20 protein-coding genes and 1 pseudogene are annotated in these 18,078 nt (G+C 70.4%); 9 read left to right on the top strand and 12 right to left on the bottom strand.

The annotated features are described in order from the left end of the window. Nucleotides 1-320: 320 nt before the first annotated feature. The gene (locus ACFF45_RS22475) at nucleotides 321-1,400 is read right to left on the bottom strand and encodes an alpha-hydroxy acid oxidase (RefSeq protein WP_381348235.1); all 1,080 of its coding nucleotides are present in this window, start codon (nucleotides 1,398-1,400) and stop codon (nucleotides 321-323) included. Nucleotides 1,401-1,567: 167 nt separating this feature from the next. Between ACFF45_RS22475 and ACFF45_RS22470 the strand changes: the two genes are divergently transcribed. From ACFF45_RS22470 to ACFF45_RS22430, 9 genes are all read left to right on the top strand, one after another. Beyond that, nucleotides 1,568-2,248 (top strand): TetR/AcrR family transcriptional regulator, encoded by a 681-nt coding sequence (locus ACFF45_RS22470; RefSeq protein WP_381348234.1) that lies wholly within the window; start codon nucleotides 1,568-1,570, stop codon nucleotides 2,246-2,248. Between the two features lie 12 nt (nucleotides 2,249-2,260). Then, nucleotides 2,261-3,211, top strand: coding sequence for a LipP1 family hormone-sensitive lipase (gene lipP1, locus ACFF45_RS22465; protein WP_381348233.1), 951 nt, complete (start codon nucleotides 2,261-2,263; stop codon nucleotides 3,209-3,211). 3 nt (nucleotides 3,212-3,214) lie between these two features. After that, nucleotides 3,215-4,549, top strand: coding sequence for an aminotransferase-like domain-containing protein (locus ACFF45_RS22460; protein ID WP_381348232.1), 1,335 nt, complete (start codon nucleotides 3,215-3,217; stop codon nucleotides 4,547-4,549). 125 nt (nucleotides 4,550-4,674) lie between these two features. After that, the gene (locus ACFF45_RS22455; protein WP_381348231.1) at nucleotides 4,675-5,277 is read left to right on the top strand and encodes a TIGR03086 family metal-binding protein; all 603 of its coding nucleotides are present in this window, start codon (nucleotides 4,675-4,677) and stop codon (nucleotides 5,275-5,277) included. Nucleotides 5,278-5,340: 63 nt separating this feature from the next. Beyond that, a complete protein-coding gene (locus ACFF45_RS22450) occupies nucleotides 5,341-5,601 on the top strand; it encodes a hypothetical protein (protein ID WP_381348230.1) in 261 nt (86 codons plus the stop codon). Between the two features lie 33 nt (nucleotides 5,602-5,634). Then, complete coding sequence (locus ACFF45_RS22445; protein WP_381348229.1) at nucleotides 5,635-6,612, top strand: ferritin family protein; 978 nt, start codon at nucleotides 5,635-5,637, stop codon at nucleotides 6,610-6,612. Then, the gene (locus ACFF45_RS22440) at nucleotides 6,602-6,952 is read left to right on the top strand and encodes a holo-ACP synthase (protein WP_381348228.1); all 351 of its coding nucleotides are present in this window, start codon (nucleotides 6,602-6,604) and stop codon (nucleotides 6,950-6,952) included. Before ACFF45_RS22445 ends, ACFF45_RS22440 begins: the two co-directional genes overlap by 11 nt. Continuing rightward, entirely contained in the window at nucleotides 6,949-7,374 is a 426-nt protein-coding gene (locus tag ACFF45_RS22435; protein ID WP_381348227.1) for an acyl-CoA thioesterase, read from the top strand. The genes ACFF45_RS22440 and ACFF45_RS22435 overlap by 4 nt, the downstream gene beginning before the upstream one ends. Next, nucleotides 7,371-8,936, top strand: a complete 1,566-nt coding sequence (locus tag ACFF45_RS22430) for an AMP-binding protein (protein WP_381348226.1) — start codon at nucleotides 7,371-7,373, stop codon at nucleotides 8,934-8,936. The genes ACFF45_RS22435 and ACFF45_RS22430 overlap by 4 nt, the downstream gene beginning before the upstream one ends. Nucleotides 8,937-9,222: 286 nt before the next feature. On the opposite strand, the gene ACFF45_RS22425 is transcribed toward ACFF45_RS22430, so the two are convergent. From ACFF45_RS22425 to ACFF45_RS22375, 11 genes and pseudogenes are all read right to left on the bottom strand, one after another. Then, entirely contained in the window at nucleotides 9,223-9,540 is a 318-nt protein-coding gene (locus ACFF45_RS22425) for a hypothetical protein (RefSeq protein WP_381348225.1), read from the bottom strand. A gap of 80 nt (nucleotides 9,541-9,620) precedes the next feature. Beyond that, a pseudogene (locus ACFF45_RS22420) lies at nucleotides 9,621-9,962 on the bottom strand (MFS transporter); the annotation flags it as partial. Between the two features lie 135 nt (nucleotides 9,963-10,097). After that, on the bottom strand, nucleotides 10,098-10,574 hold the full coding sequence (locus tag ACFF45_RS22415) for a type II toxin-antitoxin system RatA family toxin (protein WP_381348224.1): 477 nt from the start codon (nucleotides 10,572-10,574) through the stop codon (nucleotides 10,098-10,100). Nucleotides 10,575-10,627: 53 nt separating this feature from the next. Next, the gene (locus ACFF45_RS22410) at nucleotides 10,628-11,758 is read right to left on the bottom strand and encodes an acyl-CoA dehydrogenase family protein (RefSeq protein WP_381348223.1); all 1,131 of its coding nucleotides are present in this window, start codon (nucleotides 11,756-11,758) and stop codon (nucleotides 10,628-10,630) included. Then, nucleotides 11,745-12,659, bottom strand: a complete 915-nt coding sequence (locus ACFF45_RS22405; RefSeq protein WP_381348222.1) for an alpha/beta hydrolase family protein — start codon at nucleotides 12,657-12,659, stop codon at nucleotides 11,745-11,747. The genes ACFF45_RS22410 and ACFF45_RS22405 overlap by 14 nt, the downstream gene beginning before the upstream one ends. Beyond that, nucleotides 12,656-13,606, bottom strand: coding sequence for a ferritin family protein (locus ACFF45_RS22400; RefSeq protein WP_381348221.1), 951 nt, complete (start codon nucleotides 13,604-13,606; stop codon nucleotides 12,656-12,658). Before ACFF45_RS22400 ends, ACFF45_RS22405 begins: the two co-directional genes overlap by 4 nt. Nucleotides 13,607-13,629: 23 nt before the next feature. Further along, nucleotides 13,630-14,607 carry an MprF family protein gene (locus ACFF45_RS22395; protein WP_381348220.1) on the bottom strand — a complete coding sequence of 326 codons (978 nt, stop codon included), beginning with the start codon at nucleotides 14,605-14,607 and terminating at the stop codon, nucleotides 13,630-13,632. Next, nucleotides 14,604-15,059 (bottom strand): hypothetical protein, encoded by a 456-nt coding sequence (locus tag ACFF45_RS22390; protein ID WP_381348219.1) that lies wholly within the window; start codon nucleotides 15,057-15,059, stop codon nucleotides 14,604-14,606. The genes ACFF45_RS22395 and ACFF45_RS22390 overlap by 4 nt, the downstream gene beginning before the upstream one ends. Before the next feature lie 24 nt (nucleotides 15,060-15,083). After that, nucleotides 15,084-16,130: an SDR family oxidoreductase gene (locus ACFF45_RS22385; RefSeq protein WP_381348218.1), complete on the bottom strand. Its 1,047-nt coding sequence runs from the start codon at nucleotides 16,128-16,130 to the stop codon at nucleotides 15,084-15,086. A 59-nt stretch (nucleotides 16,131-16,189) separates the two neighbouring features. Continuing rightward, the gene (locus tag ACFF45_RS22380; protein ID WP_381348217.1) at nucleotides 16,190-17,449 is read right to left on the bottom strand and encodes an aspartate aminotransferase family protein; all 1,260 of its coding nucleotides are present in this window, start codon (nucleotides 17,447-17,449) and stop codon (nucleotides 16,190-16,192) included. Between the two features lie 70 nt (nucleotides 17,450-17,519). Beyond that, nucleotides 17,520-17,999, bottom strand: a complete 480-nt coding sequence (locus ACFF45_RS22375) for an SRPBCC family protein (RefSeq protein WP_381348216.1) — start codon at nucleotides 17,997-17,999, stop codon at nucleotides 17,520-17,522. Nucleotides 18,000-18,078: the final 79 nt, after the last annotated feature.

Raw genomic sequence — 18,078 nt, 5'->3', positions numbered from 1 at the left:
AAGGGCAGTTCTGCGACTGTCCCCCTCAAGTAATATGTCGTCGATCCAGGCGCCCTCGCTGCAGACGGACCTTTTGGGCACCGTTCCCCCCATGGCAATCCCCACCAATCGAAGAATATGGGTTAGTCCCTGCCCCCGACCTGCCCCCTCGGCGGCGATGACTTTATCGTTGCTTACTACCTGTGAGTAGGCAAGTAGATTTTCAACGACCTGAGATTCCGATTTCGGGCACACCGAAATATCCATTCACCCCGGAGTCGATAAGTTAATCAAGGATGAATAGACGACCAAGAATTGCGACTTACCGGATCAAGCGTGAATCACTTCCGGGTGATGCCGGCGGGTCCGAAAAGCGGAACACGGGGCGCCCCCATCAGGGCCATGACTTCCTCGAACTCCTCGGTCAGCAAGCGGAGCACGCCAGCCGCACCGACGCTTCCGGAATGCGCAAGACCCCAGAGGACCGGCCGTCCGACAGAAACGGAATCCGCGCCCAGGCAGAGTGCTTTCGCAATGTCGGCGCCATGTCTGATCGCCCCGTCGAGGATCACCGGACAGCGCCCGGAAACGACTTCGGCAATCTCCCCGAGCGCCTCCGCGGCGGGTTGCGCGAAATCGAGCTGTCTACCCCCGTGATTGGACACGATGATTCCGTCGACCTCGTGCTTGAGGGCTAGTTCGGCATCCTCTCCGGTGAGTAGGCCTTTCAGTACGAGGGGCAGGGAGGTGCGTTCCCGCAGCCAGGCCAGATCCGCCCAGGTGATGGCGGCGTCGAACTGTTCCCGGGAATGCCGCGCGACGGCGGACTGTCCCGGGGTGCCGACATGGGAGGCGGACATGACCGAGGGGTCGACGTTCACCGCGTGGACACCCTCCGGCACGCTGAAGCCGTTGCGGAGGTCTCGCGGACGGCGGGCGACTCTGGGCGCGTCGACCGTCAGTACCAGCGCGCCGTACCCGGCGGCCTCCGCCCGTCGAACAAGGTCGATCAGGAGTTCGCGCCGTTTCAGCCAGTAGAGCTGCAGCCACAGTGGCCCCGTGGCCGCCGCGGCGATGTCCTCGAGCGTGTGGCTCGCGAACATGCTGACGGTGAAGACCACGCCCGCCTCGCCGGCGGCGCGAGCGGTGGCGAGTTCCCCTTCCGGGTGGGCGAGCCGGTGGTAGGCCATGGGGGCGATCCCCAAGGGTGCCGCGAGGTTCGCGCCCAGCACCGAGGTGCCGGGATCGCAGTCCGACACGTCGACCAGACAGCGTGGCCGCAGCCGGATCCGGTCGAGGGCCGCACGGCCGGCCGACAGCATCGACTCGGTCCCGCTCCCGCCCGACAGGAAGTCCCAGACAGGTTTCGGCAGCCGTTTTCTGGCAGCCGTCTCGTACTCGTGAAGTGTCAACAACGCCACTGCGGGGCCCCCGTGTCCATGACTCGTTCTTCCTGTGCGACCGCCTCCCCAACTAACCGCACGGGCGTACACTAATCGAATGGCCGCACGGTCGTCCACACAATGACTGTCACCGGCGTGTCACGGCGGCGGACGACCCCCAAGGGAAGACATCGAGGAGGCACCCCTTGCCAAGGACAGGTACGGACGGACGAATCGAACGGGGCAATCAGACCCGCCGGACGATCCTCCGGCGAGCCGTCGAGATCGCTTCGGTCGAAGGCCTGGAGGGCCTGTCGCTCGGCCGCCTGGCCGGCGAGCTCGACCTCAGCAAGAGCGGCGTGTTCGCCCTGTTCGGATCGAAGGAGGAACTGCAGCTCGCCACCGTACGCGCAGCCGTCAAGGTCTTCATCGAGTACGTGGTGCAGCCCGCCCGGGACGAGCCCGCCGGCCTCGGCCGGCTGGAGCGCCTGTGCCACAACTGGCTCACCCACTCGGCGCAGCGCGTCTTCCCCGGCGGGTGCTTCTTCTACTCGGTCACGGCGGAGTACGACGCCCGCCAGGGCAAGGTGCACGACGCCGTGGCGAGCGCGCACGGCACCTGGTTCGCCCTGGTCGAGCAGATGGTCGACCAGGCCAAGGAGACCGGTGAGATCCGCGCCGCCGCGGACTCCTCTCAGCTCGCCTTCGAACTCGTCGCACTCCTGGAGATGGCCAACGCCGAATCCGTACTGCACGGGAACTTCAGCTGTTACGCCAAGGCCGCCGACGGCATCATCAGCCGGCTGCGCAGCGTCGCGACGGACCCGTCCCTGCTGCCCGGCACCCTCGCACTCGAACCACCCGCGCCCGCGGGCCCGCGGGCCTGAACCGGAGGCACCATGCCATTCGATCCGCAGTTCCAGAGCATGTACGACCGCCGAGCGGCGGAGGACGTCCAACCGCTGTACACGATGACGCTGGAGGAGGCGAGGGCCGCGGACCTCGCCTCCATCCGGGCCGGGGCCGGCACGCCCGAGCCGGTGGACCAGGTGCACGATCTCACCTTCCCCGGACCCGACGGGCCCCTCCCGGTACGCGTGTACCGGCCGGCGGGTCAGGGCCCGCTGCCCGTGCTCGTCTACTTCTTCGGCGGGGGCTGGACCCTGGGCTCCCTGGACACCGGAGACGCGCTCTGCCGGAACCTGACCAACGCCGTCGGCTGCCTCACCGTCGCCGTCGGCTACCGTCTGGCCCCCGAACACAAGTTCCCGGCGGCCCCCCAGGACTGTTTCGCGGGCGTACGGTGGGTCGCCGAGCACGCCGGGGAGTTCGGCGGGGACCCGAGCCGGCTGGCGGTCGCGGGGGACAGCGCCGGCGGCAACCTGGCCGCCGCCGTGACCCTCATGGCCCGTGACGCGGGCGGTCCGGACATCCTGGCCCAGCTGCTCGTCTACCCGAACACGGACTGCCTGGCGGACACCCCGTCACGCCGAGAGAACACCGACCCGCTGCTTTTCAACGACAAGTCGGTGCGCTGGTACTGGGACAACTACCTCGCCACCCCCGAGGACGGCGTCCACCCCCTCGCCTCCCCGCTGCGCGCTCCCGACCACTCCGGTCTGCCGCCCGCACTGGTGATCACCGCCGAGTACGACCCGCTGCGCGACGAGGGCGAGAGCTATGCCCAGCGGCTCAGGGAGAGCGGGGTGCCTGTGGAGTCGACCCGCTACGCGGGGACGGCCCACGGCTTCTACACCATGTCCGGCACGCTCGACGTGGCCGGCCGGGCCATGGAGCAGTCCGCGGCATACCTGCGCAGCGCCTTCGCCGACGCCGCCACGAAGGACTGATCCGTGACGGACACCGCCGCCTCTCCGACGCTCGCGCTCCAGGACCTGCACTCCTCCCTCACCGACCCGGTGCTCGACGCGATGAACTTCCTCAACGAGGTCGTCGCCCGCTTTCCCGAAGCGCTGTCGTTCGCCCCCGGCAGGCCCTCGGAGGGCACGTTCGAGACGGACGACATCGCACGCCACCTGCGCTCCTACACCGACCACCTGGAACAGGCCCGCGGCTGGTCCAAGGACCAGGTGCGCACCCACCTCTTCCAGTACGGACGCACCAACGGCATCATCCACGAACTCGTCGCCCGCACCCTGGCCAACGATGAGCGGATCCACGTACCGCCGGAGTCGATCGTCGTGACAACCGGCTGCCAGGAGGCCATGCTGCTCACCCTGCGGGCGCTGTTCGCCGGGCCCGAGGACACGCTCCTGGTCAGCTCGCCCTGTTACGTCGGCATCACCGGCGCCGCCCGGCTGCTCGACATCGCGACCCACCCGGTGCCGGAGAACTCCGACGGCCCCGACCCCGAGGCGTTCCTGGCCGCCGCGCGCGGGCTGCGCCGGGCCGGCAAACGGCCGCGCGCGGTGTACGTGGTCCCGGACTTCGCCAATCCCTCGGGCACCAGCATGACCATGGCCGCCCGCGAACGGCTGCTCCAGGTCGCCGCGGAGGAGGACCTGCTGATCCTGGAGGACGATCCGTACGGGTTCTTCGTCCGGGCCGGGTCCAACCTCCCCACCCTGAAGTCGATGGACCGCGAACGGCGGGTGCTCCACCTGGGATCGTTCGCCAAGACCGCGATGCCCGGCGCGCGCGTCGGGTATGTCGTCGCCGACCAGGAGGTCGTCGGTCCCGGCGGCCGGCGTTCGCTGCTCGCCGACGAGCTGTCGAAGATCAAGAGCATGACGACGGTCAACACCTCGGCCATCAGCCAGGCCGTCGTCGGCGGTCTGCTCGTGGAGTGCGACTGCCGGCTGCGCGAGGCCAACGCGGGGGCTGTCGCCCATTACGCCGCCAACCTGACGACCCTCCTCGGCGAGCTGGAGCGGCACTTCCCCGAGGAGCGCCGTCGTGCGCTGGGCGTGAGCTGGAACGAGCCCACGGGTGGCTTCTTCCTCGTCGTCGACGTCCCGTTCGTCGCCGACACCAAGGCCCTGGAGCACTCCGCGCGCGCCTTCGGCGTGCTGTGGACGCCGATGAGCGACTTCTACACGGAGGGCGGCGGAGAGCGCCGCCTCCGCCTCTCCTGCAGCGCCCTGACCGCCGACCAGATCGTCGAGGGCGTACAGAGACTGGCCCGCTTCATCGAGTCCCAGCCCCCCGAGCCACCGACAGGCCCCTGACCGAGCGGGACGGACCGAGGGCCCGGCCGCACCGGCCGGGCCCTTTTTCCGTTCCGTGGATCTAAAAATGAACGCACGATCGTGCTAATGTTCCTGCTCGGATCGTCATTCTTGGAGGGACTCGCATGGAAATCCGGAGGCTCGACCGGACAGCTGTGTTGGAGACCGTGCGTCTGGTGCAGCAGGCCAACCCGGGTGACTGGGACCTGCCGACGCCCTGTGCGAGCTGGACGCTCCGCGACCTCATGGCCCACATGGTGGGCCAGCACTACGGCTTCGCGGCTGCCGCTTCCGGAGGCGGCGACGACCTCGCCGCGTGGCAGCCGGGTGTGCTCGGTGACGACCCGGCGACGACGTACCGTGCCGCGGCCTGGACCGCCATCGACGCCTTCGCCCGGCAGGACTCGTTCACCCGGGAGTTCGCCCTTCCCGAGATCAGCACCACCACCCGCTTCCCCGCCACGATCGCGATCGGGTTCCACTTCCTGGACCACGTGATCCACGGCTGGGACCTCGCCCGCACGCTCGGCATCCCGCTGGACCTCGACGACGAAGTCACCGACGCAGCCCTCACGTTCGCCCTGCGGGTACCGGACGACGCACGCCGGCTCGTACCCGAACCCCTGTTCCGTCCCGCCCTTCCCGCAGCGCCCGGCGCGAGCTCTCTCGACCTCGCCCTGGCGGCGCTCGGCAGGTCACCCGACTGGTCCGCCGCGACACTCCAGTAGTCGCCGCGGCCTCCACGACACCCGCCCTCCATGTCCCGAGTCCGACACACACGGGGAGACACCTTGATCGCCGAACTCAAGCAGCATGTCGCACGGCGCCTCGATCTGACGGAGGCGGAGGTGTTCGCCGGACAGCCCTTGTCGGACGTCCTCCTCGCCTCACCGAACGCGGTCAACTCCATCGATCTGCTCGACGCGTTCGCGGGCGCGCTCGCGGACACCGGCTTCGACGAGGACGTCGAACTGCCCACGATGACCCTCCAGCACACCGCGGAGGAGATCGTCCAGGTCCTCGGCAAGCAGCTCGCACCCACCTCCTCCTGAACGGCAGTCCCTCCCGAACGGAAGGCGAGACACATGCTGATCATGACCGACATCGTCAAGGAGCTTCGCGCAGGGGCGACCCTCACCGACGTGCTGCGCGCCCAGCACAGCTACCACGAACAGCGCCGCTGGTCGTCCGACGAGATCTTCGGCAGGCGCCGCCTCACGAACGCGGGCCAGACCGACAAGGCCGCGCTGTGGCACGCCGCCCGCGCCGAGCTCACCACCCAGCCGGCCGGCATCCGGCTCGCCGTGGACGGCGTCAAGCTCGCCAACGAGATCCGCGAGTCCAACCCCCTGGGCAGTGACGTCCTGCACATCGCCGCCGCCTGGTCGGCCCGCTACTGGCTGGAGGAGGAGGCCCACCACGAGATCTCCTTCGGGCGGCTGATGGAGATGACGGGCATCGACCCGATCGAACAGGAGGAGGTCGTCGAATGCCGCGGCCCCCTCCCCGTCGACAACTACGCCCGGGTCTGCATCCTCCAGGCCTGTGTGGAGATCGAGGCCTGTGTCTCCTACCAGCACGCGGCCCGCACGAGCAAGGACGAACTCGTGCACGACGTCTTCCACACGGTCATGAAGGACGAGGTGCAGCACCGGCAGTACTTCGCCGCCTTCGCCAAGGCCCTGCTGGAGTCCGGGGTCTACCCCGTCAAGGACGTCCTGTCGATGGCGTACACCTGGATCCGCCCCGACGGCGGCGAGACCTTCGGCTCGACCCGCGAGGCCCAGACCGAGCGCGAGGGCTTCGTCAACTGGTGGGAGCGGGTCCGCACCGACGAGGAGGACGAGTTCCGCCTCGCGGACGACGCGCTGCACGAGGGCTCGGTGCACGCACGCAAGCTGAGCAGCGTGTTCGCTCTGGTGCGGGAAGTCACCGGTATCGAGACCCGATCCTACGAGGACCTGAAGCGTGCCTACTTCGCCAGCCTCCGCACGAACGATGTCGACCGGATTCGATCTGCAGTCGGTCGCGGAGCTCGCTCAGAAGCCGCACTTGCGGGATAGCGGGGCCGTGTTCACGGGGCGGGAGCGGACCCACTGCCGCTCCCGCCCCGACCCGGACGCCTCACTGGCGGGGCTGTTGTCGGCCAAGGAGGCCTTCATCAAGGCCCTCAGCTCGATGGGCGGTGCACCGGCGTGCACCTTCCCCGAGATCGAGGTCGGCCACGGCCCCGCCGGGCAGCCCCGGCTGCGACTGCACGGACAGATCGCCCGCTGGTGCCAGGAGCGGAACATCGCGGCGGAGTTGTCGATCAGCCACACCGGCGGCATGGCCGGCGCCGTGGTCGTCCTCCTGGCCCGGCCGACGACGAGCGGGACGACGAGCGGAGAGCACCCCTCATGACAACCGTCACACCACCGGTGCTGGAACACACCTGTGAAGTCGGCCTGCGCGCCAACGACTTCGACTGGGCGGGGCACCTGAACAACAGCGTCTACCCACAACTCCTGGAGACCGGCCGCTGGGAGTGGGGACTCGCCCACGGTGTCGACGCGCGCGGGGGCACCCAGGTCGCTGTGGTCCTCCAACTCCACCTGGACTACCTGCAAGCGGTCGACTGGGATCCGGTCGGCCGCCTCGTCGTCCGTACGTCCCTCGTGGACCGGACCGCCTACAGCTTCACCCTCGCCCAGGACGTCGAACTGCACGACGGCACCAAGGTGGCCAGGGGCCGGGTCCGCCTCGGCCTCATGGACCGGGAGACCAAGCGTGTCCACCGGGTCGACCTGGGTTCCATGCTCGCCGGTGCCGGGGGCACGTCATGAGCGAGAACACCACGGCAACCGCCGCCGAAGACACCCTGGCCCAGGTTCTCGTCCCCCGGGCCGACCGCGCCGGCGCGACCCTCACCTTCGGCACCTCCGCCCGGCGGGAGGAACTGACGCACTCCGCGTTCGCCGCCCAGGTCGCGGCGGCGGCCGGTGGATTCGACCGGCAGGGCGTACGTCCCGGGGACCGGGTGCTGCTCCGGCTCGGCAGCTCCCGCGAGAGTCTCCTCGCCCTGCTCGGACTGATCCATCTGGGCGCGGTCCCGGTGTCCGTGAAGCCACGCGTGCCCGGGACGGTCGTCGAGGAGTACCTCGCCACGGTGGCGCGACAGCAGGGCACGCGGCACGCCTTCCGGATCTCCGGCCCCGGCCTGAGCGAACTCGGACTGGAACTGCTCCCGGACGCGTCCGCCGAACCCGCGCCGGGACGACCGGAGGACCTCGCTTTCGTCCAGTACACGAGCGGTTCCACGGGCATGCCCCGGCCCATCCAGCTCAGTCACCGCGCGGTCCTCGGCAACATTGAGGCCCTCCGCGCCGTCTCCGGCATGAAGCCGGGCCACGCCGGCATCATCGCCCTGCCGCTCCATCACGACATGGGCCTCATCGGCGTACTGACCGGGCTCGTCCAGGGCGCCGACGTGGTCCTGGAGGAGCCGGGCACCTTTCTGCGCAGACCTCTGGCGGCCCTGCGTCTCGTGCGGGACGCCGAGCGCGTCCACAGTGCCTTCCCCGACTTCATGCTGCGCTACCTGGCGGCACGGATCTCGGAGGCGGCGGAGCGGAAGGAACTCGATCCGGGCCTCTTCCGGGCCTGGAGCACCGTGTTCTGCGGGGCGGAACCCATCCGCGCCGAATCGGTGCGTACATTCCTCGACGCCGCCGGGCCCTGGGGGTTCGACCCGTCGGCACTGGTCTTCTGCTACGGCCTGGCCGAAGCGGTCCTGCTGGCCACCTCGCACCGCCTCACGGACCTCACCACCGCGTTCCGCACCCGGGGCCCGGTCTCCACCGCGTGTCTCGGCGCCCCGATCCCCGGCCTCGGTCTGCGGGTCGTCGACGATGCGGGACGCGACTGCCCGGAGACGGGTACGGGCCGCGTACAGCTGCGCGGGGACACCCTGTTCAACGGGTACGACGGCACCGCCGACCATCGCACGACCTGGTTCGACACGGGAGACCTGGGCTACCTGGACGGGGGCCTGCTGTATCTCAGCGGCCGGCGTTCCGACCGGGTCTCCGTGAACGGGGCGAAGATCTTCGCCATGGACGTCGAACAGGTGGCGGCGACGGAACCGGGGGTCGCCGAGTGCGTCGTCCTCCCCCACGGAGCCTCGTACGCCGTGGTGGTCGTGGCCGAGCGTGGACAGCACGTGGACACCGACCGGGTCGCGGCCCGCGTCACCGCGGACTTCACCGTCGCTCCGGAAGCGGTCCTCCAGGTCTCGCACAGCGCCGTCGTCCGCACGGCGAGCGGCAAGCCCGCGCGCGGATTGATGACGACACGCCTCGAAGAGGCGGGACTGCTTCCCCGGCCGGCAACGGCCGCCCGCACCTGAGACGACCCTCCCGTCGGCCACGTGGCGTCCCGCCGCAGGCCGTGCGTCCCGCAGTCCGCCACCGCCCGGGCGGTGGCGGACTGCGGGACGCCACCGAACGCCACGATGTGTTCGCCCACCGGCTCCGTCACCCTGCGGCCCGGCCGCCACGGGCCCGGCCTGCCGGAGCACCCGGTCGGAGCGGGCCGGTGAGCCCGCGGCGAACGGCTGCGTCGTCGACCTCCCGCACGGGGGCAGGAGGTCGACGGCGAAGGGCCCGCGCCGCTCCCCTGCCTCACGAAGGGCGTCACGGCGATGTCGGCCGTGCGGTCGGTCCTGGCCCCATGGGCTCCGTCGCGGGGTCCGGCTCGTCGCCGCCGGGGCCGGTCGTCGTACCGGCGCCCTGTCGCCGCAGCAGTACGGCCGCCGCGACGCCGCTCAGGGCCGCGCCCGCCGCCACCAGGACCGCCGTGTGCAGTCCCTCCGCCGTCAGGTCGCCCATCGAGCGCAGCACGCTCCGCCGGATGTCGGCCAGCAGCGCGTCGGCGCCGCCCGACTGCCCGTGTCCGATGGCGTCGGCCAGCTCCTCGCGGGCGGCGTCCGGCAGCGGGACCGTGGCCAGCACGTCCGGCAGCGTGCGTGCAGACGCTGCCGGACCAGGCTGCCGGAGAGGGCCACCCCGAAGTCCGCGTCCACGAGCGGCCCGCCGACGATCGGACCGGCGGCCAGGGCGACGCCGCCCGCCCCGGCCCAGGTCGCCACCGCCGCGGCCCGCGCCCGCTCCTCGGTGGAGAGCTGACGGCTCAGGGCCAGCGACACGGTGATGACGACGGCGCCGAAAACGCCCTGCACGGCCCGCGCCACCAGCAGTGCCGCTATGCCGGGGGCCAGCGCACAGGCCACCGACGCGGCGGTGAACCCGGCCAGGCCGGCCGGGAAGACCCGGCCGCGCCCCAGGGCATCGCCGAGTGTGCCGGCGGTGAGCAGGAAGCAGGCGAAGGTGAGGACGTAGATGTCGAAGACCCGTTGCAGGCCCGAGACCCCGATGTCCAGCCTTCTCCTGCATGTCGGGGAGAGCCGCCCCCACGACCGTGCTGTCGGGATAGACCATGACGACGCCGGCGCAGACGAAGGCCAGGCGCAACGGGCGCGGACCGCGCCCCCGCGCCGACCGGAGTGCCCTCAGCCGACGGCCGCGGTGTCCCGGTAGCTGCTCGTGAGCTCGATGTCCTCGCCCAGCAGACCGCGCAGGATGAGCCCGATGCTGTCGACGAGGGCGCGCATGGCGACCGGGTTGATGATCGGCTCCAGGCTGGGGATGCCCATGTCGAACTCGCAGGAGAACAGCACGACCACGTCGTCGCCGGCCCGCCGGACGTCCCAGGTCCCGACGAACCGGGCGAAGTCCCCGGTGAGCTGCTCGAAGGTGACGGTCCGGGTGGCGGTGTCGACGACGTCCCGTTCGGTCCAGCGCAGGACGCCGCCGCGGAAGTTCACCGCCCAGGCGGAATCGACGGTGCCGGCGTCGGCGGCGGTCACCGTGACCTCGCGCACGGTGTCGGTGTGGTCGGCGTACCGCTCGAAGTCACGTACGCGGTCGAAGACCTCGTCCGCGTCCCGATTATCGAGCAGTCCCTCGACACGTATGAAGCAGGGCATTGCGGGTTCCTTCCAGGAAGTCGGACATCATGGGCCCGGCCGACGGCTGCCGGTCAGCCGAGGACCAGCGGTCCGTCGGCGAAGGCCGTGCACAGCGCCTGGCCGGACCAGGCGCGCGAGGGCGGGTGGAACTTCAGGGCCGCCGCGCACGCGGCCAGATACGACGTCTCGTCACTGGAGACGTACGACATGCCGCCGAGCGACTCCAGACAGCGCGGGACGACCCGGTCGATGGTGTCCTGCACCGAGAACCGGACCACCAGCGCCTGCAGCAACTCCGCCTGCCCCACGGGGCCGTCGCCGTCCAGCGCCGACGCGGCGCCCACGATGGCACCCATCGTGGCCTCCAGCTCCACCAGGATCCGGGCCCGCTCGGCGACGTCCGTCCGCTCCCGGGCCAGCACCCGTTCCGCCAGCGCGCCGGCCATGCCCAGATACGAGGCCGCCATCATCAGCTCGAACCAGATGAAGCCGACGTTCTGGATCGTGTCCAGACTGCCGTCCTCGCCCAGCTCGGTGCGGACCACCATGTCCGCGGGCACCCGGACGTCCGCCAGCCGCACCTCGTCGCTCTCGGCACCCGCCAGCGCCGGGGTGCCCCAGAACGGGTGCACGGAGATGCCGGGGGTGGCGGCGGAGACGAGCGCCACGGCGAGCTGCGGGCCGTTGCCGGTGTCGAGGGTCACCGACGCGGTCAGCAGATCCATCGACGCGGACAGGCTGCAGGGCTTCTTGGCCCCGTTGAGGACGATGTCGTCGCCGTCCTGCCTGGCCGAGATGGAGGACGTGAGGATCGACTGTCCCGACCTGCCCTCGGCGAACCCGGAGGCCATCAGCAGCCGCTGGTCGGCGACCGCCTGGAGCAGCATCCACTCCATGCCCTTGGTGGCCTCGTACGCCTGGATCAGGCCCGCGACCGAGAAGTGGTGCATGGTGGTGGCCACCGCCAGGGACGGACTGCGCGAGGCCACGGCACGCTGCAGCCGTACGGCCTGCACGGCGCTCGCCCCCAGGCCGCCGTGTTCCGCGGGCACCACGAGGCCGGGGCCGCCCGCTTCCCTGAACAGAGTCAGCGCGGGACCCCGCGGCCGTTCCCGTTCCTTCAGTGGGAGGTCGGCCAGCCGGTCGTCCAGTCCGGGCAGGAACTTTTCCAGAGTCTCGCGCTCCGGCTCAAGAAACCTCATCGTCGTCTCCTGTGGGTCCGGTCCAGGGTTTGCCCGCGAGCGTGCTGTCGATCCAGCTGCCGATCTCCCTGGCGATCGGCTCGGGCCGGTTGGCCCATGCGGTGTGGCTGAGTCGTTCGGCGTGGTGCCGGCGGGACACCTCGGCGCCCGGCAGCAGCCGGCACAGGGCGTCCACCGCGCTGGCCGGGGCCAGCAGGTCGCCTCCGACCGACACCGCAAGCACCGGCAGGCCAAGGCCCGCGATCAGCTGCTCGTAGTCGACGTCGGCGCCGGCCGGGCGGTAGCGGCCGGTACGGGCCATCCGGGCCCAGTCGGCGACCAGCACCCGGGACTGACGGCCCGCGAAGCGCAGCACGTCGCCCGGCCAGTAGCCGCGGAGCCGGGCGACGGCCGCGACGGTGTTGGTACCGAGGAGCGGAATCAGCCCGGTCAGCCCCGGATAGCTGCGGAAGTGCGGAGTACCCGCCGCGACCAGCAGGACGCCGTCCAGCGAGGACGGATTCCTGGCCGCGTACATCAGGCCGATCTGCCCGCCGATGCTGTGCCCCAGCAGGAACACCGGGCTGCCCGGCGCCCGTTCGCGCAGGGCGCCGACCACGGCGGGGTAGTCCACCGTGGCGAGTTCGTGGTAGCCGTAGCGGGCCGAGGAGTTCGGCCGGGGCAGGCTGTTGCCCTGCCCGCGCAGATCGGCGACCGCCACGCCCAGGCCGTGCGCCGCCAGCGCGGCGGCGAAACGCCGGTAGAACCGCGCCCGCACACCGAGTGCGGGCCACACGACCACCAGCGGCTCGCCCACCTGCCCCGGCCAGTGGAGCACCGCCAGATCGGCTCCGTCCGGCAGCGACACCGTCAGCCGGTCGGCCCCGGTGTCCGCTGCCGGACGTCCGGACCGATCGCTCATTCGCTCATCCCCATGTACGCCAGGCGGACGGTCTGGGTCTCGACGGACCACTGCAGGGCGGTGGCGATCCTTTCGTCCGGAGTGGTGTCCAGCAGGCGGCGGCCCGCCCAGATCTCGTGGTCGCCGATGACATCGGCGAGCTGCTGGACGCCCTCCTGGAACAGTTCCTCCCGGCGTTGCAGCACCGCCAGCACCGGCAACTGGGCCCACAGCTCGTTGCCGCGCCGGACCACGTCCGCCAGGTGCTCCTTGAGCGACGGGTCAAGCTCCAGGTGCCGCTTGACGATCTCGCTGCCGACGGTCAGGTGCCGGATCTCGTCGATGCCCGCTCCGCGCTCCACGCTCGCCGCCGCCGGGTCGACGAACCTCCACTTGTGCTCGCTGAGTTCACCGGTGGGCGCCAGCACTCCCTCGACCAGGATGGTGAGGACCGCGACTCCGGAGACGAAGGCGTGCGGTCCGTTCATCACCGACAGGCCGAACTCCTCCAGGGGGTCCAGGACGTTGCGCCGGTGCTCGCCCGCGTACTCCTCGATGACCTGGTCGAGTTCCGCCTCCGGGACGCCGACCTCCACCATGTGCGACCGGAACGCCTGGGCGTGCCGCGCCTCGTCGACGAGCTGGGTGGCGAAGAACTCCATGGACTTCACGTCCGGAGCGTTCTGCACCAGGGAGGTGATGGCGCGTGCGGCCTTGTCCTCGGCGATGGAGCGGAAGGAGAACTCGAGGAGGAGCGCGTCACGCAGCGGGCCGGGCTTGAGCATGTGCTCGGGCGTCACGGCGTCCGGGCGGTGACCGTTCACCAGCCCGACGAGCGTGCCCTGGGCGACGTTGGCCAGCCAGTAGTCCAGGTCGCACTGCTCGGGGCCGAGGGTGAGTTCCCGGGCTCCGGCCAGCACGTCGGGAGCCAGGTCCCAGTCCGCCTCGGGCGCGATGTTCTTCGTCATCTCGTGGTCCTCGGGGTGGTCGGTCAGATGGCGTTGGTGATGCGGAAGAGCTGCCAGAGGGAGGAGGGCCGGGGTCCGCCCCGGAAGGCCACGTACTCGGGTTCGATGACCTGCGGCGCCCATTTGAGCTTGAACGCCTGCTGGGACCGGGCCGGGTAGACGAACGTGCCCCGCTCGGCGATCAGCCGCACCATGCGGCTGAGCACCGGGCTGGCGTTGGCGGGCTCCTCGCCCAGCCCGGCGAACGGGGTGAGTCCCAGGTGGAGCCACTCGCCGCCTTCCTCGGTGAACGTCCGCAGGGCGACGTGGTTGATCAGCTCGACCGTGCCGACCGATGCCTGCGGTGTGCGCCGGGTCAGGTCGTACAGCCAGCCGGGGCGGCTGCCGTACGCCGGCGAGTAGGAGACGTAGCCGATCACGGCCCCGTCCCGTTCGGCCACGAACAGCCGCCGGTGCGGGGTGCCCCGGCCGGTGCGTTCGCCCGCCAGGAAGGTCATCCGCTTGACGTGCCGGCCCTTGTCGCGGAGCCAGCTGCGGTCGATCTCGTCCAGTTCGGGCGGCGGGTCGACGGCCGGCACCTCACGGACCGACACCTTCTCCCGTCTGGCCCGGGCCGTGTTCTGCCGGATCTTGGCCAGCGCCTTGCCCTTGAGCGAGAAGCGTCTCAGGTCGACGCTGTACGAGCTGCCCAGCTGGTTGACCGTCCAGTCGCGGCCGGCGAAGACGTCCAGGTCCCCGGCCCGGACCTGGACGGCCACCAGCCGCTGTCTGCGGCCGGCCACCCGCTCCTGGAACTCGGCCAGGAGCGCGGCGCGGTGCTCGGCGGGCGCGAACGGCCCGCCGAAGACGAACACGGTCGACCCGCGCCGCCGGTAGGAGATGACACCGGGCACGGACGCGGAGGTGAAGTGCTCCACGTCGTCGTTGTAGGCGAGGAACCCGCTGGGGTGATCGGCGTACGTGGAGATGTTCTCCAGGACGTCCGGCCGCGCCGCCGTCATATGGACCGCACCCGTGCCCGCTGTGCGGCGTGGAAGGCCTTCTGGCGGCCGGTCTCGAAGTGCTCGAACGGCTCGGCGACCGGCTTGGCGTAGTTGCCCAGCAGACCGCGGTCGCCGAACAGGTGCAGGGGGACGACCAGCAGCGCCCACTCCGGGCCCACCAGCCAGACCCACAGCAGTATCACCGCGCCGGCGGACAGCCAGGTGTGCATGACGTTGTACAAGATGTGGAACACCGGGTGGATCCGCCCGTCCTCGGACAGGTGGTAGGCGATCAGGCCCGGGATGTAGCCGATGATGTCGATGTAGGCGAAAAGCAGGATCGCCGGTCCCCAGCGCACCTCGTCCACGTGCCACAGGAAGGCGACGGCGGCCACGGCGAAGGCGCCGAGGTACTCCGCCCGCGTGGTGCGGTAGTTCTGCGGGTGCCCGAAGGCTTGCTCCGCGCTCATGGTTTCCTTCCCACACCTGGGCGGTCAGGCCGTGGCGTAGACCTTGTACCGGTTCTGGATCAGATGGCGGATGGAGGCCCGCCACGCGTTCTCGCTGGCCCTGACGTCCGCCGCGGACTCGCAGCCGGGGATCTCGGTCAGCGAACTGGGGATGGGGTGCTCGTGGAAGAGCACGGCGCTCATGTCCAGCAGCCGGTCGAGCCGTGTCTTCGCCGAGTCGGGCACCACGTCGAAGAACGCGGGGCGCACCAGGCGTTCCACGATGTCCGGGGAGAGGACGCGCACGGGGTTGACCGTGATGCCCCGGTCGGCCGCCTCCTCGATGATCACTTCGGTCAGCCGGTGCGAGGTCAGGGCGTGGGCCCCGCTGCTGAGCCAGTACTCCCCGTCCCGCACATCCTGGTCGAGCAGCGTCACGACGGCCCGGGCGACCAGGTCCTGGGGGACGAAGTCGACGTAGCCCGTGGGGTCGCTGGGTACGAAGGGCAGCCGGTTGCGCAGGATGTTGTGGGCGAAGGTGTGCAGCCCCTGAGCCTCGGAGATCTCACCCGTGACGGAGTCACCGATGATGATCGACGGACGGACGATCACGGCCTGGGCGCCGCTGTCCCGGACGATCTTCTCGCCGGCGAGCTTGGAGGTCACGTACAGCGAGGGGCTGCTGCCGGCCCGGCCCGCCTGGTCTCCGCCCGCGGCCCGGATCTCCTCCGCGCGTGCGACGTAGGCCGTGCTGACGTGGATGAGCGGTGCGTCGGCGTCGACGGCGAACCGGGACATGCCCTGGGCGCCCCGCACGTTGAGGGTGTTCATCTCCTCCGCGGTGCTGCTGAACTTCACCATGCCGGCGGCGTGGATCACGACGTCCACCTCGGCGCAGAGTTCGCGGTAGGCGGCGGGGTCCAGGCCCAGCAAGGGCCGGGAGACGTCCGCGGGCACCACCCGGTGGCAGCCGGCGGGCTTGTTTCGATGGGCCAGGGCGATCACGCGGTGATGCCGCAGCTGCGGTATGAGCGCGGTGCCGAGCACTCCGGAGCCGCCGGTGAGCAGGACGGTCTTGATCGGCGTTGCCATGTCGTGGTCTCTCGCAGGCGTCGGATTGACGGGGTGGACATCTCAGAACTGTGGAGGTCTCAGAACTTCTTCGCCATGGCCGCCAGCGCCCCGTCCACCGCTTCCAGCAGCTGGGTCTCCTCGTCGGGGGCGATGACGGCGGGCGGGGTGATGCGTACGACGGGGTGCGCGTTGAGCGAGTGGTTGACCACCACGTGGCGGTCGACCAGCTCCAGCAGCAGTTCCCCGGCCTGGCTGGCGTCGACGAGTTCGAGGCCGATGAGCAGGCCGGCCCCGCGCACCTCAATGACCAGTCCGGGGGCCCGGTCGGCAGCGATGGCACGCAGCCCGGCCAGCAGCCGGGCGCCTGTCCCGGCGGCCCGGTCGACCAGTTCCTCGTCGCGGATCACCTCGATGGTGGCGCGGGCCGCGGCCATCGCGATGGGTGCCCCGGAGTAGGTGGACGTGTGCAGGAAGGGATCTGCGTCGAAGGGGGCGAACACCTCCGGGGTGGCCAGCGCGGCGGCCACCGGGACCACGCCACCGGACAGGGCCTTGCCGATCAGCAGGACGTCCGGCCGCACCTCCGCGAGGTCGCATCCCCACCAGGCGCCCAGCCGTCCCAGTCCGGTCATCACCTCGTCGACCACCAGGAAGGCGTTGTGCTCGCGGCACAGGGCCGCCACTTCCTTGAGGTAGCCGGGCGGCGGCATGATCACACCGGCCTCGCTCTGGACCGGTTCGAGTACGACGCAGGCGTCGCCGTCGCCCGTCGCGAGGGCTGTGGCCAGCGCGGCGGTGTCACCGAAGGGGACGTGCCGTACGTCGGGCAGCAGTGGCCGGAACGGATCCTGGTAGAAGGGGTTCGCCGTCAGGGACAGGGCTCCGGCGGTCTTGCCGTGATAGCCGTTCTCCATCGAGATCAGCCGGCGCTTCCCGTGCGCCCTCGCCAGTTTGACGGCCGTCTCCGTGGCCTCGGTACCGGACCCGGAGAAGTGGACCCGGTCGAGCCCGGCCGGCGCGACGGAGGTCAGCGCCTGCGCGGCGAGTCCGACGACGGGGTCGAGGAAGAGACGGGTGGACAGGGCCTGCGTCTGGATCTGCTGTTGTACCGCCGCGACGATGCGCGGGTGCCCGGCTCCGGTGAAGAAGACTCCGTAGCCGCCGCAGTTGAGGAACTCCTGGCCGTCGGTGGTGGTGACGCGGGCGCCGGACGCGGACCGCTCGACGAGATTGCCGAACATCGCCGCGAGTTGGCTGCGGCCCCGGCTCAGGTGCGCACGGTGCAGGGCGATCGCGTCGCCGGCCGAAATGCCGGCGGATAATGCGGATGTGTTCATTCTGGTGCTCGTCTCCAGGGAGATGGTTCATTGTTCACGGCGCGGTTGACGGCGGCACGCGGACAAGGCATCAGGCTCTCTCCGCCACCGCCTTGAGCCTGTCGAGCGTGGCGCGCATGCCCTTCCGGTTGGCCTCGGCGCGGCGCTTCGCCGGGGTGCCCGTGAAGACCAGCCCGAGAAGTCTGGCGAGCGGGGCGCTGCGACCGGTTCGCCGGTCCTCCCAGTACTCCGTCACCAGGCAGCCGCTATTCCGGTCCTCGAAGCGGTAGCCCCACAGGGCGACCGGCATTCCGAACGTATGTACCGTGAAGGCGAAGTCGCTTGGGTATTCGGCGCGCACGACGGTGCACGAGGTGAACCAGAACCACAGGCGCTTGTGATTCCACCCGATGAAACGTGTTCCCGGCTCGAACCGTTTGCTCCGGGACCAGGCACCCACGCATTCCGGGCTCCACTCGCCCATGCGCCGGACGTCGCTCACCGCACGGTAGACGGACTCGGCGGAAGCCGTGACGAAGATTTCCTCCTCGACCCGCGCTGCGTGATTCATCAGTGCTCCAAACGCATACGGAAGATGCTCATCCGCAATTGACTCGGCGTCCGGCCCGGCGCCCGGGAGCAGGCCCGTC

This window comes from Streptomyces cinereospinus (assembly GCF_042430725.1).
Taxonomy (GTDB): domain Bacteria; phylum Actinomycetota; class Actinomycetes; order Streptomycetales; family Streptomycetaceae; genus Streptomyces; species Streptomyces cinereospinus.
This window is presented reverse-complemented; position numbering and strand designations above follow the sequence as displayed.

What these genes read in the sequence shown, in the direction of transcription:
- lipP1 (WP_381348233.1), top strand. Translation starts at nt 2,261, where the DNA reads ATGCCATTCGATCCGCAGTTCCAGAGCATGTACGACCGCCGAGCGGCG.
- ACFF45_RS22455 (WP_381348231.1), top strand. Translation starts at nt 4,675, where the DNA reads ATGGAAATCCGGAGGCTCGACCGGACAGCTGTGTTGGAGACCGTGCGT.
- ACFF45_RS22445 (WP_381348229.1), top strand. Translation starts at nt 5,635, where the DNA reads ATGCTGATCATGACCGACATCGTCAAGGAGCTTCGCGCAGGGGCGACC.
- ACFF45_RS22435 (WP_381348227.1), top strand. Translation starts at nt 6,949, where the DNA reads ATGACAACCGTCACACCACCGGTGCTGGAACACACCTGTGAAGTCGGC.
- ACFF45_RS22430 (WP_381348226.1), top strand. Translation starts at nt 7,371, where the DNA reads ATGAGCGAGAACACCACGGCAACCGCCGCCGAAGACACCCTGGCCCAG.
- ACFF45_RS22415 (WP_381348224.1), bottom strand. Translation starts at nt 10,574, where the DNA reads ATGCCCTGCTTCATACGTGTCGAGGGACTGCTCGATAATCGGGACGCG.
- ACFF45_RS22410 (WP_381348223.1), bottom strand. Translation starts at nt 11,758, where the DNA reads ATGAGGTTTCTTGAGCCGGAGCGCGAGACTCTGGAAAAGTTCCTGCCC.
- ACFF45_RS22405 (WP_381348222.1), bottom strand. Translation starts at nt 12,659, where the DNA reads ATGAGCGATCGGTCCGGACGTCCGGCAGCGGACACCGGGGCCGACCGG.
- ACFF45_RS22400 (WP_381348221.1), bottom strand. Translation starts at nt 13,606, where the DNA reads ATGACGAAGAACATCGCGCCCGAGGCGGACTGGGACCTGGCTCCCGAC.
- ACFF45_RS22395 (WP_381348220.1), bottom strand. Translation starts at nt 14,607, where the DNA reads ATGACGGCGGCGCGGCCGGACGTCCTGGAGAACATCTCCACGTACGCC.
- ACFF45_RS22390 (WP_381348219.1), bottom strand. Translation starts at nt 15,059, where the DNA reads ATGAGCGCGGAGCAAGCCTTCGGGCACCCGCAGAACTACCGCACCACG.
- ACFF45_RS22385 (WP_381348218.1), bottom strand. Translation starts at nt 16,130, where the DNA reads ATGGCAACGCCGATCAAGACCGTCCTGCTCACCGGCGGCTCCGGAGTG.
- ACFF45_RS22380 (WP_381348217.1), bottom strand. Translation starts at nt 17,449, where the DNA reads ATGAACACATCCGCATTATCCGCCGGCATTTCGGCCGGCGACGCGATC.
- ACFF45_RS22375 (WP_381348216.1), bottom strand. Translation starts at nt 17,999, where the DNA reads ATGAATCACGCAGCGCGGGTCGAGGAGGAAATCTTCGTCACGGCTTCC.